12 protein-coding genes, 1 tRNA gene and 1 pseudogene are annotated in these 14,475 nt (G+C 67.7%); 6 read left to right on the top strand and 8 right to left on the bottom strand.

Going from position 1 to position 14,475, the window contains the following annotated elements; all coding sequences use genetic code 11:
• Positions 1-198 precede the first annotated feature (198 nt).
• A complete protein-coding gene (locus OG990_RS23380) occupies positions 199-1,461 on the bottom strand; it encodes an Ig-like domain-containing protein (protein ID WP_406077149.1) in 1,263 nt (420 codons plus the stop codon).
• A gap of 187 nt (positions 1,462-1,648) precedes the next feature.
• On the opposite strand from OG990_RS23380, the gene OG990_RS23375 reads away from it, so the two are divergent.
• Positions 1,649-1,724: transfer RNA gene (locus OG990_RS23375), tRNA-Lys, on the top strand.
• An 87-nt stretch (positions 1,725-1,811) separates the two neighbouring features.
• Here the strand turns inward: OG990_RS23375 and OG990_RS23370 are convergent.
• From OG990_RS23370 to OG990_RS23350, 5 genes are all read right to left on the bottom strand, one after another.
• Positions 1,812-2,558, bottom strand: coding sequence for a site-specific integrase (locus OG990_RS23370; protein WP_406077148.1), 747 nt, complete (start codon positions 2,556-2,558; stop codon positions 1,812-1,814).
• Positions 2,559-2,656: 98 nt separating this feature from the next.
• The gene (locus OG990_RS23365; RefSeq protein ID WP_328424207.1) at positions 2,657-3,043 is read right to left on the bottom strand and encodes a VOC family protein; all 387 of its coding nucleotides are present in this window, start codon (positions 3,041-3,043) and stop codon (positions 2,657-2,659) included.
• Between the two features lie 484 nt (positions 3,044-3,527).
• On the bottom strand, positions 3,528-4,619 hold the full coding sequence (locus OG990_RS23360; RefSeq protein WP_406077147.1) for an IS630 family transposase: 1,092 nt from the start codon (positions 4,617-4,619) through the stop codon (positions 3,528-3,530).
• Positions 4,620-4,783: 164 nt separating this feature from the next.
• Positions 4,784-5,578, bottom strand: coding sequence for an HAD family hydrolase (locus OG990_RS23355; protein WP_406077146.1), 795 nt, complete (start codon positions 5,576-5,578; stop codon positions 4,784-4,786).
• Between the two features lie 298 nt (positions 5,579-5,876).
• The gene (locus OG990_RS23350) at positions 5,877-6,062 is read right to left on the bottom strand and encodes a hypothetical protein (RefSeq protein ID WP_406077145.1); all 186 of its coding nucleotides are present in this window, start codon (positions 6,060-6,062) and stop codon (positions 5,877-5,879) included.
• A gap of 156 nt (positions 6,063-6,218) precedes the next feature.
• Between OG990_RS23350 and OG990_RS23345 the strand changes: the two are divergent.
• Together OG990_RS23345 and OG990_RS23340 are read left to right on the top strand one after the other, a co-directional pair.
• Positions 6,219-6,836 (top strand): annotated as a pseudogene (locus tag OG990_RS23345) (transposase family protein); the annotation flags it as partial.
• A 243-nt stretch (positions 6,837-7,079) separates the two neighbouring features.
• Positions 7,080-8,276, top strand: a complete 1,197-nt coding sequence (locus OG990_RS23340) for a low temperature requirement protein A (protein ID WP_406077144.1) — start codon at positions 7,080-7,082, stop codon at positions 8,274-8,276.
• Between the two features lie 1,114 nt (positions 8,277-9,390).
• On the opposite strand, the gene OG990_RS23335 is transcribed toward OG990_RS23340, so the two are convergent.
• Positions 9,391-9,993, bottom strand: a complete 603-nt coding sequence (locus OG990_RS23335; protein ID WP_406077143.1) for a hypothetical protein — start codon at positions 9,991-9,993, stop codon at positions 9,391-9,393.
• Positions 9,994-10,252: 259 nt separating this feature from the next.
• Here OG990_RS23335 and OG990_RS23330 point away from each other — a divergent pair, with 259 nt between their 5' ends.
• Positions 10,253-10,561 carry a hypothetical protein gene (locus tag OG990_RS23330; protein ID WP_406077142.1) on the top strand — a complete coding sequence of 103 codons (309 nt, stop codon included), beginning with the start codon at positions 10,253-10,255 and terminating at the stop codon, positions 10,559-10,561.
• A complete protein-coding gene (locus OG990_RS23325; protein WP_406077141.1) occupies positions 10,561-13,221 on the top strand; it encodes a DUF4132 domain-containing protein in 2,661 nt (886 codons plus the stop codon). Before OG990_RS23330 ends, OG990_RS23325 begins: the two co-directional genes overlap by 1 nt.
• Before the next feature lie 83 nt (positions 13,222-13,304).
• On the opposite strand, the gene OG990_RS23320 is transcribed toward OG990_RS23325, so the two are convergent.
• On the bottom strand, positions 13,305-13,985 hold the full coding sequence (locus OG990_RS23320; RefSeq protein WP_328424223.1) for an NAD(P)-binding domain-containing protein: 681 nt from the start codon (positions 13,983-13,985) through the stop codon (positions 13,305-13,307).
• Positions 13,986-14,060: 75 nt separating this feature from the next.
• On the opposite strand from OG990_RS23320, the gene OG990_RS23315 reads away from it, so the two are divergent.
• Positions 14,061-14,426, top strand: a complete 366-nt coding sequence (locus OG990_RS23315) for a winged helix-turn-helix transcriptional regulator (RefSeq protein ID WP_406077140.1) — start codon at positions 14,061-14,063, stop codon at positions 14,424-14,426.
• The last annotated feature ends 49 nt before the right edge of the window (positions 14,427-14,475 follow it).

Raw genomic sequence — 14,475 nt, 5'->3', positions numbered from 1 at the left:
CCGGCTCCGGTTGCCGAGGGTGAACCGGAACACGCCGACGATGATGCCGGAATCTTGCTAAAATCCGGCGATTCGTGAGCCTGACTCGTCTCCGTACCGGGACTGAGGGGTCGCCGCTGGCGCCGTCGCGTCGCGGGCAGTGCAAGGGTACGCGCCGGCCCGCCTCATCGCACGGGCCGGCGCGGGACGCCGGATGGCTCAGAGTGCCGGGCCGGACCCGCCCGAGGGCACCGGCAACGCGCTGCCCTTGACGAACTGCGACCAGCTCAGGCTCCATGCCGTCCAACCGTTGCCGGCGGCGAGCTTGCGCTCGGTGCCCTTCACCGTGATCGGGTCACCGATCCGCGTCTTCTCGAACAACCACCGGGCGTTCGCCATCGACACGTTCACGCAGCCGTGCGACACGTTCTGCCGCCCCTGCACGTGCTCCGACCAGGGCGCGGCGTGGATGTACTCGCCACCCCAGGTGAGCCGCTGGGCGAAATCGATTTCGGTGACGTAGCGGTTGGTCGGGTCCGGATCGTCGCGGGTGTCGAAGACCGTGGACTCCTTCTTCTCCATCACCACCATGGTGCCGCTGGAGGACGGGGTGCTCTTCTTGCCCAGACTCACCGGAACGGTGCGGATCAGCGCGCCGTTCTCGTACACCGTCATCTTCTTGGTGGCGTTGTCGACCTTCATGACGAACGACCGGCCGATCTTGGCGGTGGCCTTGCGGTCGACGTCGCCGTACCTGCCGTTGCTGAGCGGCACCCCGGCCAGCGCGATCCGTACGGTGATGGTGGTGCCCGGCTGCCAGTACTCCGGCGCCCGGTAGTAGGCCTGCGTGCCGTTGTCGACCCAGTGCCAGGCCCCCGGCTGCGGCGGGTCGGTGCGGACGAACATCCGCTTCTGCACCGCCGCCCGGTCCTTCTTCGGGATGCCCGGGTGGAACTCGGTGACCACCGGCATGGCCACCCCGTAGCTCTTGTCGTCGAAGAGGTACAGGCCGGACCCGACGGTCGACTTCGGCTTGGCCATCGTGGTGAAGTTGCTGGTGCCCTGACTGCTCGTGCCGTCGGGCGCGGACGCGGTGACCGTGGCCGTGTAGCGGGTGTTGTACTTCAGTGGGGCGGACGGCACCCAGGAGGAGCCGTCGGTCCGCAACTTGCCCTCCACCGCGCCGCCACCCGCAGCGGTCAGGGTGACCGCGGAGACCTTCCCGCCGTCCGGGAGCTTCGCGCTGATCTCCGTGCTCACCGGCTTGTTCTTCGTGCCGTCGGCCGGATTCAGCGCCAGCGGGGGGCCGCTCGGCGCAGCCGGCGCCGCTGGCTGGGCCGTGCCGGGGTCGGCGCTCGCGCTCGACTCGACCCCACCCACGAATTCCGGCTTCTTCTGCTCGTCGCCGCACCCGGTCAGTGCCAGCGACGCCGCCAGGGTCAGAGCGCCCACCACCGCCCCGGCTCGCGTGAACCGTGCCATCCCCACCTCTGTTCTCGCGTACCTGGCGGACATCGTGCCGTATCACCGCCTTGGCCGACGGTCCCGTCTCTGCCGCGCGGGTCGGTTTGGGGCCTTTTGCCGGCTAAGCTCGACCGAAGGGGGGACATGGGCAACCGGATTGGAGCCCGGTTCGGCGGGGTGCTAATCTTCTCTCCGTTGCCGACGAGCGCCGCTAGCTCAACTGGCAGAGCAGCGGACTCTTAATCCGCGGGTTCGGGGTTCGAGTCCCTGGCGGCGCACCAGCAATCATCTGGGCATTCACCCCCTCATGGGTGGGTGCCCAGATGTCGTTTCCGGGTGAGTCATTAGCAACGGCGACAGCAGCCGTGTCACTCGTCAGCGTCATCACCTGCCTCTGGTTCCGGCTCGCTGAGCGCCGCATCCATGTGGCTTGCGGCCTCCTGCTGCATCGCCGGCATGACGTGTCCGTAGATGTTCATGGTCACCGCGATCTGCGAGTGGCCGAGGATGTCCATGACCACCCGTGGCGACACGCCTGCGGCCAGCAGCAGGGTCGCGCAGTTGTGCCGCATGTCGTGGAACCGGATCGGCCGAACACCGGCTCGCGCGATCAAGCGGCCGAAGGCAGTGTTCAGGTTGCGTGGTTCGACGTGGCGACCGGTGGCGGTGGTGAAGACAAGCCCCGACTCTTGCCACTGCCCGTTGGCGAGTCTGCGCTCATGCTCCTGCGCGTTGCGGTGTCGCTTGAGCGCCTGGTGCACGACGGCCGGCATCGTCAGCACCCGCCGGGAGCGGCGCGACTTGGGCGGGCCGAACACCACACCGTCACCGCGAACCCGCTGCAATGTCTGCCACACCCGTAACTGTCCGGCGTCCAGGTCGACATCCGACCACCGCAGTCCGAGCAGTTCACCACGTCGCAGACCAAGAGCCAACGCGACGACGAACAGGGCATGCAGCCGGTGTGCCCTTGCTGCCGTCAGGAAGGCGCGGGCTTCGGTCTCGGTCCAGGGGTGGATTTCCTCCCGATCAGGAGTGGGCGCCTGCACCAACCGGGCGACGTTGCGGGCAAGCAACTCCTCGCGTACGGCCTGACTGAGCATCGCTCGCAGCACCGCATGAACCTGCTGAACGGTTCGTGGCGACACCTGACCACTTGACCTCCGTAGGAGCATCGGGATGGCGCGGGCGTCATCTGGTGCCTGAGGCTGCGTTACCCGACCTTGGAGACGATCTCTACAAGGTTGCCGTCCGGGTCGCGCAGCAGGGCGTTGCGGTTGTTGTTGCCGGCATCATGTGGCGGTTGGATCGCAGGGACGCCAGCGGCAACCAGCTTCTCGAAGGCCGCGTTGACGTCTCGTGTCCACACCACCAGGACCATGGCAGGTCTGCCCGGTTCCGCCTCCACCCCGTGGACCCTCTTGGCAGCCTCGACCGTGCCGAGTCCGACGGTGAATCCGCCGAGCCGAAGCTCGATGTGCTCCGGGACTCCCTCGGTGGGAGTCCGGAACGTCTCCGTGAACCCGAGCAGATCGCGGTAGAAGCGGATCCCCGCTTCGATGTCGTGCGTGTAGAGATTGACGAATGCTGTCTCGAACATACGTGCCACCATAGGAGTTCGCGGTGGTCTGCGCTGTCCTGCAAGGCGGAGCGCGCCGAAGCCGACTTGGTCTCCCCGAGTTCCCGGGGACCTGTGAGAGAGGTGCAGCCGGCGGGGAAGCCAGGCCGTCGCCAGGCCGCCGCCTAGCCGTCGGCCGTCAACCAACGGTGACGAACGACGACCATGGGCGACGACGTCTGCCCAGGTCACAATGGGTGGATGGGCTACTGGCCGGCCGAAATTACCGAGGCTTACCTGTAGTTGGTGAACCGGTGAGGCGAGCCCGCTTGCCATGGGTGAAGGTAGACCGAGACGGCGGCCGACGGAGCTTGACATCCATAGGAGCATTGGGATGGCAACAGCACGTGGTGGGTTTGATTGCTTGGACGGTCTGCGCCCGTGAGATTGCGAAAGGTTATCCCACCGACTTTCGTCCCTTTAGGATCTAGGATCTAGGATCTAGGATCTAGGATCTAGTGCCTCGTCATGCAGCCTTGAACGGGTAATCCGGGTGGCGGATCTTGGAGTTGGTGGCATATCCGGTTTTTGGTCGGGCGTGCTGGTTGCGCCATCGGATGTAGTCGCCGATGGCGGCGTCCTGCTCGGCGTGGGTCCGGTGGTCGGTGCCGTTGAGCGCGAAGTACCGCACGGCGGCGAACTCGGCTTCGATCCAGTTCAGCCAGGACGCGTAGGTCGGCAGGAACACCAGCTCGACCTGGTTGGCTTCGCACCAGGCGCGGACCTCGGGGTGCTTGTGCGGGGAGAAGTTGTCCAGGATGACGTGCAGCGTCTGGTCGGGCCAGCGGCGGCGCAGGGTCTTGAGGAAGCTGAGGAACTCGCGCCACCGTTTGCGGTCGCGGATGCGGTAATGCAGCCGGCCGGTGGCCAGGTCCAGGGCGGCGATCATGTGCCGGACCCCTTGGTCGCGGGTGTAGGTGGCCCGCAGCCGCACCGGCTCGCCCTGCGGTCGCCAGGCCCGGCCGGGGCGGGGTTGCAGGTTCAACGGCCCGAACTCGTCGACGCAGATCACGCGCCCGTCGGCAGGTGGATGGTCGTAGAGGTCCAACACGCGGCGCATCTTCGTAGTGAAGTCGGGGTCGGTGCTGGCCTTCCACGTCTTCGTGGCCTGCCAGGACACCCCGCGCTCGTGCAGGATCCGCCGGACGGTCTCCACGCTGATCGTGCTCACGCGGCCGGTGTCGATCAGGTAGTCGCGCAGCTTGGCAAGTGACCAGCAGGAGAACGGCCGGCCGAGGAAGCGGGGGTCGCACCGGGCGATGACGCAGATCCAGTCCCGGGTCTGCTCATCGATCCGTCTCGGTGCGCCCCCGCTCCATTTTGGGTCCAGCGCGTCGAACCCCCGCTCGTTGAACGCGTGGATCACGTCCCGCACGTAGTCCTCGGTCACCTTGAGCAGGTGGGCGATGTCCGGCGCCGGCTGCCCCTGGGCGGACATCAGCACCACGATCGCCCGTCGCAGCTTCACCGGATCCTTCGCCGTCCGACCGATGCGCTGCAACCGCTGCCCCTCGGCCATCGAAACCTGCCGGACGAACACCTCCGGGCGTCTACCCACTGGCCACCACCTCCCAAGAATCGTTGGGAGACAGCCTGCCCGACACGTCCTCAGAACCGACGGATTACACGATCAACGTTCAAAGACGAGGCACTAGGATCTAGGATCCCTCGGGCATCGACGCGGCGGATCGTTTGTGTCGGTGTCCGAGGGAACAGCCGCCACTAGGCAAAGAGATCCTCCAGGACCTGGGCAACGCCGTCCTCGTCATTGCCGGCTGTGTGGTTGGCTGTCGCCGCGAGCACCGAGCCGTGTGCGTTTGCGACGGCATATGAGGTGCCCGCCCATCCGAGCATGGGTAGGTCGTTGGGAGCGTCGCCGAAGGCGATCACCTCAGCTGGATCGACCTCCCAGTCCTGGCAGAGCGTGGCCAGGGCCGCGGCCTTGGATACGCCTGGCGCGGCGATCTCCAGCGGCGCGCGTTCGGCAGACCATGTGCATTCAACGAACTGACCGAGACTGGGACGCAGCCGCGTCCAGGCAGCATCGGGATCCTGATCGGGTAGCCAGACCATGATCTTGACCAACTGGTCGGCAACGAGTTCCGAGAGCGCCGCTACGGGCACCCGTTCGTTGTCCAGCGTCGGGCGGTAGCGGTAGCCGGGTTCGAAGAGCACCTGGTAACCGGTCTCCACGGCAAATCCCGCCTCCGGCACCAGACGCGAGACATCCGCCACCACCCGCTGCGTCACGTCCTGACGCAGCGGGTGAGTGATCAGAACCTTGTGGCTGCCGACCTCGTACCGCACCGCCCCGTTACCACAGATTGCCATGTCGATGAGACTCTCGGACCCGAAGAGATCCTCGATGACGCGGGCCGGGCGGGCAGTTGCCGCCACCACACGCGCGCCAGCCGCTCGCGTGATTCGCAGTGCCTTGCGGGTGCGGTCAGACAGCGTCGAGTCGCTGCGGAGGAGGGTGCCGTCGAGATCCGTGGCGATGACGCGAGGAGTGACCATGGAGCCATCTCACCACAGTTGCAAAGCACGGCATGGCTACGGCAAACGTAGCTGGGAGGACCTGCAAAAGGCCGTACCGGAACGGACTGCAGCCACCAGTGGGCGCAAGACCAAGCAGCCAACCGAGCAGCCAAAGCTACGAACGGCGAGGGACGTCGGCGGACCACATCGCCAGGTCGGCGAAGACCAGGACCACGACCACCGCTAGGCCGCGACCAACTCGTATTGCGCGGGCCAGGGCGAGGCCTGGCGCGACGACGCTGCATCGTTGGGCGTCACGTGCTCGCGGCCGTGGCTGTTAGTCCGTCGCCTCCGGCGTGGGCGGCAGATGCTGGTAGACCTGGGTGTCATCGATCCTGTGAGCGAGGACGTAGACGTGTTCAACCGCGGGCGCCGTGACATCGCTCGCTCCGACGTAGCAGCCCGTCTGTGGCATTCTGACCACCGCTGGCAGGCTGACGTCGGCGGCGACTTCCACCGGCATCAGTCTTCCGTCGACCGGTCCACCCAGAAACCATGCCGCTATTGCCGCCACTGCTTGGTCGCTTGTTCGTTCCTCCGCCTGCCCGGTACCGCTTAATCGACCGGAGGTAGCCAGTGAGCCTGTCCGCGCAACGGTGTGAGTACGTCGGGTAGCTCGTCGATCGGCTACGACTACCCGCACGAGGGCATCCGGGTCCTCGCCGCCCACGCGCCGCGGCTGGAATCGGTGCTGCTGGCGGCGAAAGTGGCCGGCTACGCCAACGTGAACATCGACGGGACCCTGGTCGAGACTGACCGGTGCCGCACACACCTGGGCCGACACCGGGGGTGGACCTGTGGTGGTCCGGCAAGCACGACAACCATGGTGGCAACGTGCAGGTCGTGACCGCTCCGGACGGGTGGCTGCTGTGGACCTCGCCGGTACGGCCCGGCCGGAGAAACGACACGACCGCCCTGCGTGAACACGACATCCTGCCGCTGCTGGCCACCTGGACCAACGACGACCAGCGGGTGCTCGGCGACCTCGGCTACGAAGGCGAAGCCGACACGATCACGATCGCGTTCAAGAAGCCGAAGAACGGCGCCTTGCACCGACGTGCAGCAGCAGTTCAACAGAGCCCACAACGGTGTCCGCGCCATCGGCGAACGCGGAAACGCCCCGCTCAAGACCACCTTCAAAGCATTGCGCAACGTCAGCTTGTGCCCTTGGAGCATCGGCAGAATCACCGCGGCAGCCTTCGTACTCCTGCGCTTCGACCACAACCGCACAACCTGATCACCCAACGCCACGACCGGTTACGCGGAAAGGCTCACTGGGTTGAGGCCTAGTCCTCACTCGCGTGACCTGGGTCGTCGATCGTTGGCTGTGCGCGACATGCGCGCCGGGCGGAGGCCCGCCGAGAGGGTGTAGCAGCGGATTAGTCAGCCGCCTGGGGTTCCGCTATCCGTGTCGGAGGCCCTGACCGGCGTGGTACGACTGCGTCAATAGTGGCGCGAGGCGGACGGAAACGGGCGGAAGATGACGGTCGGTGGCTTGCGCGGTCTGTTCCGTGGCCGCGAGGGGGAACTCCTACTCGACCTGGTTTATGTCTTCGCGCTCACCGGGATCTCGGAGCGGCTGATCCTGGACTTCACCACACAGCGGCGGGTCGTTCTGCCAGAACTCGGTCAGACGGCGTTGTTGCTGCTGGCCCTCTGGTATACCTGGGTCCGCGCGGCGGTCCTGACCAGTGCCTACGATCCGCGAAAACGGGCGATCCGGCTCGCACTCGTCTTGGTCATGTTCGGCAGCATGATCATGGCGGTTACGCTGCCCTTTGCGTTCGGCGATCGAGGCGTGGTCTTCGCGGTCACCTACGTCGCCATCCAACTCGGCAAGCCCCTCGTCCTCCTGCTCGGCCGGTACGACCTTGAACGGCACAGCTGCGCGCGGATACTTTGCTGGGCGGCGGTATCCGCCGTACCCTGGATCGCCGGGGCGGTTCTCTTCGCGCAGAGTCCCGCGCGCGGGGTCCTGTGGACGCTGGCGTTGGCGCTGGACTACACGGGACTCGTCCTCGGCTGGCCCGTTCCGCGACTTGGCCGCACCCGTATCGAAGACTGGAGGCTCGCCGGCGAGCACATCGCCGAGCGTTATCAGCAGTTCATCGTCATCGCGCTCGGCGAGACGATCCTGCTCACGGGACTGACGTTCGCCGACGAGTTCACCCCTGATCGGGTGGTGCCGAGCGTCGTGGCGTTCGCCACCACGATGCTGATGTGGCGAATCTACTTTCACCGCGCTGGGGCGGTGTTGCCCGCCGCCATCGAGGCCATCCCCCGCCCAGCCCGCCTCGGTCGGTCTGCGTTCCACACCCACCTGGTCATCGTGACCGGCATCCTTGCCACCGGCGTCGGCCACGCACTGGTCATCCACCATCCGGTCGGAAACGAGGATCCGCTGTGGCTAGCGGTCATCCTGGGTGGGCCCGCGCTGTTCCTGGCCGGGCGGTCCGGCCTCGAGTACGAGGTGTTCGCCCGGGTGTCCCCGTCCCGGCCCATCGGACTTCTCGCGCTTGCCGCTTTGGCGCCGGTGATGGTCCTCCTGCCGCCGCTGATCGCCACCAGCACCGCAGCCACCGTGCTGGCCGGTGTCGCGGCGTGGGACACGATACGCGAGCGGGAACACCCAGGTGAGGAACCCTCGCCGCCCGGGTCAACCCGACAGCAACGCTGACAACAACCGAGGCAGGCGATCTCGGATCGCATCCGACACTGGCTCCCACCACGGCCGAGGTCACGCTCGTCGGACCGTGACTATGGATTTGCCTCTTAATCCGCGGGTTCGGGGTTCGAGTCCCTGGCGGCGCACCAGCAATCAAGGCTCTGGCCTGGTGGTTCTCCACCTGGCCAGACCCTTTTCGTGTCCGTGGCGAAGGCAGGGTGCTCAGTGGGTGGTCGGGAGCAGTGAGACCGTTCCGGCGGTCGGTGGACGTGGCGTCATGGACACGCGCTCGGGCCTGACGGCGGCGGCGAGCGGTGCTGGCCCGGGTGGAGCTCCGGCTTGCGACGATTCGGGGTCGGAAGTGTTGCTGTCAGTGACGGTCGCTCCAACGCGGCGGTGCGTTTCGCCGAGCCGGTGAGGCACGTGTCAGTCGCCTTTGGGTGATCGGTTCCGGGCCGCGAGCCGGTTCCTGAAGATCAACTAATGGTGGTCAGGTTTGGTTGCATCGCCTCTTATGTCCTCAGCTCTTCGGCTGATTCACTGAACAGTGATCTCCATAATTGGCCCCGAAACCCCGATTTGAGCACGCGAGTGCTCGCACGGCCTGCCGGCGCTTCGCCCAGCGACCCGCCGAAGGTGTTGTCTCCGGTCGCGGTCGTCCCGACGCCACAGTCTTCAGGTCGGCCCAGTGACCACGCTCCGTGACAGCTCGGAAAACCGGGTGTCGAATTGCCGGTGTCCGGAGGGATCATCGGGAGATGGATGACCAGCTGGCCGTGCGGCGGTTGTCGCCGCGGCGGTGGCGGGTCCTGTCGTTCCTGGCGCAGCATGGTTTGGCGGGTCACGGCCGAGGGGACGGAGGTGCTCCGCCGCGACCTGACGGCGTCGGGGCGGCCGGTACCGCTGCAGCTAGGCCAGCGGCCTCCGGGCGCGGCCGGACTGGCGCCGAGTACGCCTCAAGGCGACACTTCCCGCCGCGGACGGCCGCACGGCCCAGAACAGAGCTGCGCGTCCCTACCCCTGGTAAGGACGCGCAGGCTCGTTGTGGCCAACCCCCGCAAGACCTGGCGGCGATCCTCATCCGAGAACGTCCGCTCCACCGGCTCCCACGGCGGCCGCTGGCGGTTCAGTCGTCGGTCGGGGGTGGTGCCAGTTCGGCGTGCCGCACGACGTAGTCGCCGGCGGTGACCGGGGCGAAGGGCGCCGGCGCCATGCAGGTGCCGACCGTGCCCTCGCGCCACTGGCCGTCGGGCCCCTGGTCGGCGTTGACCACCGCCCACGAGAAGCCGACCCGGTCACCGCCCGGACCGTCGTACACGCTGAATCCCAGCCGGCGACCGACCAGGTCAGCCGCCAGCGGGTCGGCCTCGGTGACCACGGCGGTGAGCGTCGCGGTCCGTGCGGCAGTGACCAGGCAGTCGACGCGGGCCGCGAAGCGGACGGTGACGCCGTCCGCCGCGAGCCGGTGGGCGACGCGGACCGTGCCGGTCGCGTCGGTGGGCAGGCCGTGGGGGGCGCCGGGCATCGGTCGGGTGTACGGGGTGGCGTGCGCGTCGAAGGTGAAGCTGCGTACGTCGCGGTCGGGCGCGAACGTCAAGCGAACCTCGCCTGCCCCTCCCGCGCCGGCCGTCTTCGGTTTGTGCGCTGTGGCGCTGGCGCCCGGCACGGCGACCAGCGCCACGGCGACCACGACCGCCGCCGCGCCCAGTCCCCGAAACGTCTTCTTCATGGGTCCTCCCTCGTGGCGACCGGTCGTCGCCGTCGAGATCCACGCTGCCGGCACGCGACACCCGCCGCCTCCCCTGGTGGCGCGAGTCGACTCCACCCTGAGAGGGAGCTAGGAGCGCGGCGAGCTGCATAGGCGGTCATGCGTGCGCGCTGGCCGTCGAGGGCTTTGGCGATCGCGCGAATGACAGGCGTTCCAGGTCGCGGTGCGGGTCGCTTCCACGCCAGACGCCATGTCTGGGGTCTGCGCTACCGTCGCCGCCATGCCGCTGATCACAATCGCCGATGAAGCGACCGGAGCGCCGAGCGGGCCCGAGTGGACTATGGAGATCTTCGAGGAAGAGGTAAGACTCGACGAGCTGATTCGCCGGCGGGTGTTTCTGGAGGTCGCCGAGTCCGGCGCACGCGTTGATCCGGAGAAGCGGACCCGGGCGACGCTCGAGGCGTTCGGCCGCAACGGTTTCGTGGTGCTGGTCGACGACCGTCAGGTGACGAGCCTGGACGACAAGGTCCACCTGCACGCGGGGTCCCGGGTCACGTTCCTCAAGCTCGTCCCGCTGGTGGGTGGCTGATGGGCACGTATGACCCGGAGCAGGCGCTGCGCCTGGTGGTCAACCGCGTCAAGGAGTGGTACGAGCGGCTTGACGGCTTCACCCTCAACCGAAGTGATCAGCGGGAGTTCGTCAATCAGGTGGCCACGGTGTGTGGCTGGGCGCCGGCCGACGCGGGTTGGGTGCTGCTCGCCGCGCTGAACGACCCGGACGGGCCGTACGGTCTTCTTCCCGCGCAGCTCGAACTCCTTCCGGAGGCCACGCGACAGGCCGAGCTGCTCGGCTCGGCCGTGGCGGCGCTGGAGGACGCCGAGGCGGATCACGATCGGCGGGTCGCCGCGGCGATGACGGTGATCGGAAGCCTGCCGCGCCGCCACAACATCACGAAGGACGACCCGTGGGGGGCCGCCTGCCGCGAGGTGTGGGCCCGGACGGAGCAACTCCTGGCCGCGCAGCCGGCGGACGTGCGGCAGACACTGTTCGACGCATTGACGGTGCCCGAGCAGGACAGTGACGGGCGGACCACGCTGATCCGCTGTCTGCTCTCGGCCGGTGGGCTGGACGGTTCCGGATGGCTGGATCGGCTGGGCGGTCACGCCCGACTGGGATTCAACGACTGGAGCTACAGGCTCCTCAAGTGGACCTGGGAATCGATCGCGACGGAGTACCTCGCCGGACGTACGCACCCGGCGGCGCTGGCAACCTGGCGTCGGACGCGAATCGAGCACTTCGTTCGCGACGTGGGCGACGCGGACGAGACGCTGTGGCCCATTCCCAACGTCGGTGAACCGTGGGCCGACCGCGCCATCGTGGACATCGAGGCGATGCCCGAGGAACGCCGGTCCGCGTGGCGCGCGTTGCTCGCCCACTGCCTGCTCGGCGCGGAGAAGGCGAGGCCGACGGCCGCCTGGCAAAAGAGCGCCCGGCTCCTGCTCGACGCGGTCGGCGGCGACGAGTTCACCGCCCGGCTCGATGACTGGCTCCCGCTGGTGGGTCTGGCGCGTAGCCTGCCACTGCGCATGACCACGTGTTGTAGGGGTCACTTCGCCGACGTACCGCCGCGGATGCTCGACCGTCACAACGTCGGGCTGCTGTGGGGCCTGATCTGGATGCGGGCGATCTGCCCGCCGTCGGAGGACACCCTGCGCAGCCTCGGCCAGATCGCGGAACGGGCCGCCCGCAAGATACCCGGGCATGGTCCGGCGAGCCCGAAACTGGCGAACGTCGCGGTCGGTGCGCTCATCGACGCCGATCATCCCGCAGCCCTCGCGCAACTGGCTCGGCTGGCGTCGCGGCTGACCTACAAGAGCACGCTGCGCATCGTCGAAAAGGGCCTGACCAAGCACGCCGAGGCGCTCGGCATCGGCCGTGAGGACGTCGAGGAGATGGCGCTGCCCGGCTTCGGGCTGCCGCTCGCTGACAAGCTGGGTGACTGCTCGTACGAGGTTGAGGTTCGCGGCACCGACGCCGCAGTGGTGTGGCGCAATGCGGACGGCAAGGTGGTCAAGGCCCCTCCGGCGCAGGTGCGCAAGGACCACGGCGAGGAGGTGAAGGAGCTGAAGGCGACCGTCACGGACATCGGCGCCACGCTGATCGGCACCCGTGACCGCCTGGAAGGGCTGCTGCGGCGCGACCGCACGTGGACCGCCGAGCAGTGGCGCGAGCGGTTCCTGGATCACCCATTGGCCGGGACCCTGGCCCGGCGGCTGATCTGGACCGTCGACGGCGTCGCCTGCTGCTGGGGCGGTGATGCCCTGCGGACCGTGGAGGACGCGGTGCTCGAGCCCGCCGACGGCGCCACGGTCCGGCTCTGGCACCCGGTCGACGACTCGGCCGCGGTCGGTTCCTGGCGGGACTTCCTGGCCCGGCACGCGATCACCCAGCCGTTCAAGCAGGCACACCGGGAGCAGTACCTGCTGACCGACGCGGAGCGGACCACCGGTACGTATTCCAACCGGTTCGCCGCGCACATCGTGCGCCAGCACCGCCTCAACGCGCTCCTGTCCCGGCGCGGCTGGTCGCACGTGCGACACCGCAACGACGGCGCCTCCTACGACATGCCCTGGTTGGCCCTGCCCGACTGGGAGCTGCGCGCCGAGCTGGGCATCGCCGGGATCGAGGATCGGGGCGACGACCTGATGTTCGACACGATGGCGACCGATCAGCTGCGGATCATCCGGGAGGACGGCACGCCAATGCCGTTGGAGCAGGTCCCGGCGGTCGTGCTGAGCGAGGTGATGCGCGACGTCGACCTGTTCGTGGCCGCCGCCGGGGTGGGCAACGACCCGAACTGGTACGACGGTGGCCCGCTGGGCCGGTATCGCGACTACTGGGCGCGGAACAGCTTCGGTGACCTCACCCCGCGCGGCGAGACGCGCCGGGAGGTGCTGGCCGAGCTGATCCCCCGGCTGGCGATCGCCGACCGCTGCACCGTCACCGACAAGTTCCTTGAGGTGCGCGGCGATCTGCACACGTATCGCATCCACTGCGGCACGGGCAACATCCTGATCGCCCCGGACGGCCGCTACCTGTGCATTATCCCGGACTCGGCGAAGGCGAAGGAGCCGGAGATGTTCCTGCCCTTCGAAGGCGACAGCCGGCTCGCCGAGATCATCAGTAAGGCGCTGCTATTGGCGGCCGACAAGAAGATCAAGGACCCGGTGATTTTGCACCAGCTGTGAGGCGCTCGGCCTCGCGTACGTCGCCATGTCGAGTCGAGGAGGCCGCGACGTCGGGTCGCGACCTCCTCCACTGGTCTGGTCGGTCAGTTGGCCGTGGCCGATCCTGCGTTCAGCAACGCCGGATCCACATCGGGGACGGCGAGCCTGGGGTTCCACCCTGCCGCCACGACACGCATGACGAATCCTGCGGCCTCCTCCAACTGACGTGCACTAGCGAGCCCACCAACCACGGCAGTCCGCGCACCAAGATCCTCAGTCAGCCTGCCGGCGCGTTCAAGCGCCTCGGGCTGATCGCCGCAGATCGCCACGACCGGCGCCGAGTCGCGCGGTCCTGCGTAGGGCCAAGACGCTCCAGCGAACAAGTGGAATGCTTTGACCACGTGAGCGCCCGGCGCAACGCGAGCGACAAGCTCTCCTGCCGAGCCCGACGTCGGCTTCAGCTGCCCGGTGGCGTAGTCGACAGCGTTGGTGCAGTCGATCACCGTAACCCCGCTCAGTGAGCCGTCAGCACCACCGACGAGGGAGAGCGCCTCCTCCAGGCCCTCCCATGCGACCGCGACCACGACCACCTCGACCTGTGCTGCGAAGTCGGCGGGACCGACAGCCTGGGCTGCGCCGCCGATCTGGCCAGCAGCCCGACTGGCGTTTTCCGGGTTGCGCCCTGTTACCACGACCAGATGGCCAGCTCCCGCCCACACTCGGCCAAGCGCTATAGCGAGGTTGCCCGTTCCCAGGATTCCTACGTTCACCGCGATCTCCTTCATCTGTGGGACGACCTGGGGAACGTTAGGAGGCAGCTTCCTACCGTTTGGTGGGAGAGATCCTGCGAAACTGGAACGATGATCGACGGCACCTGCCAGACGTTTGTCTCGGACTGTCATGTCCGCGCGGCAGTTGAACTCATCAACCACACGTGGGATCCGGTAGTCCTGTCAGCGCTACGCGCCGGCCCAACGAGACGCAACGACCTGCTAGTACGCATCACAGGCATGAGCGACAAGGTCCTGACGCAGGCATTGCACCGCCTGCGAGCGCGGGGACTGGTCGTCCGGCAGGGCAACGACGAGCGGCCGCCGGGAAGCCACGGCGCCGTCTATCAGCTGTCGCCTCTGGGCGGGTCGTTCGCCAACGGCCCACTCGCACAACTGGCCCAATGGGCCGCAGCGAACCAGGCAGACCTCATCGAGCCGTCAACAACGTCATGACCCGCAACGCCTATCGATGACGTGCGGATTCGGGCTTCGTCGCACCCTC

It is taken from the genome of Micromonospora sp. NBC_00858, from assembly GCF_045207365.1.
Lineage (GTDB): Bacteria > Actinomycetota > Actinomycetes > Mycobacteriales > Micromonosporaceae > Micromonospora.
This window is presented reverse-complemented; position numbering and strand designations above follow the sequence as displayed.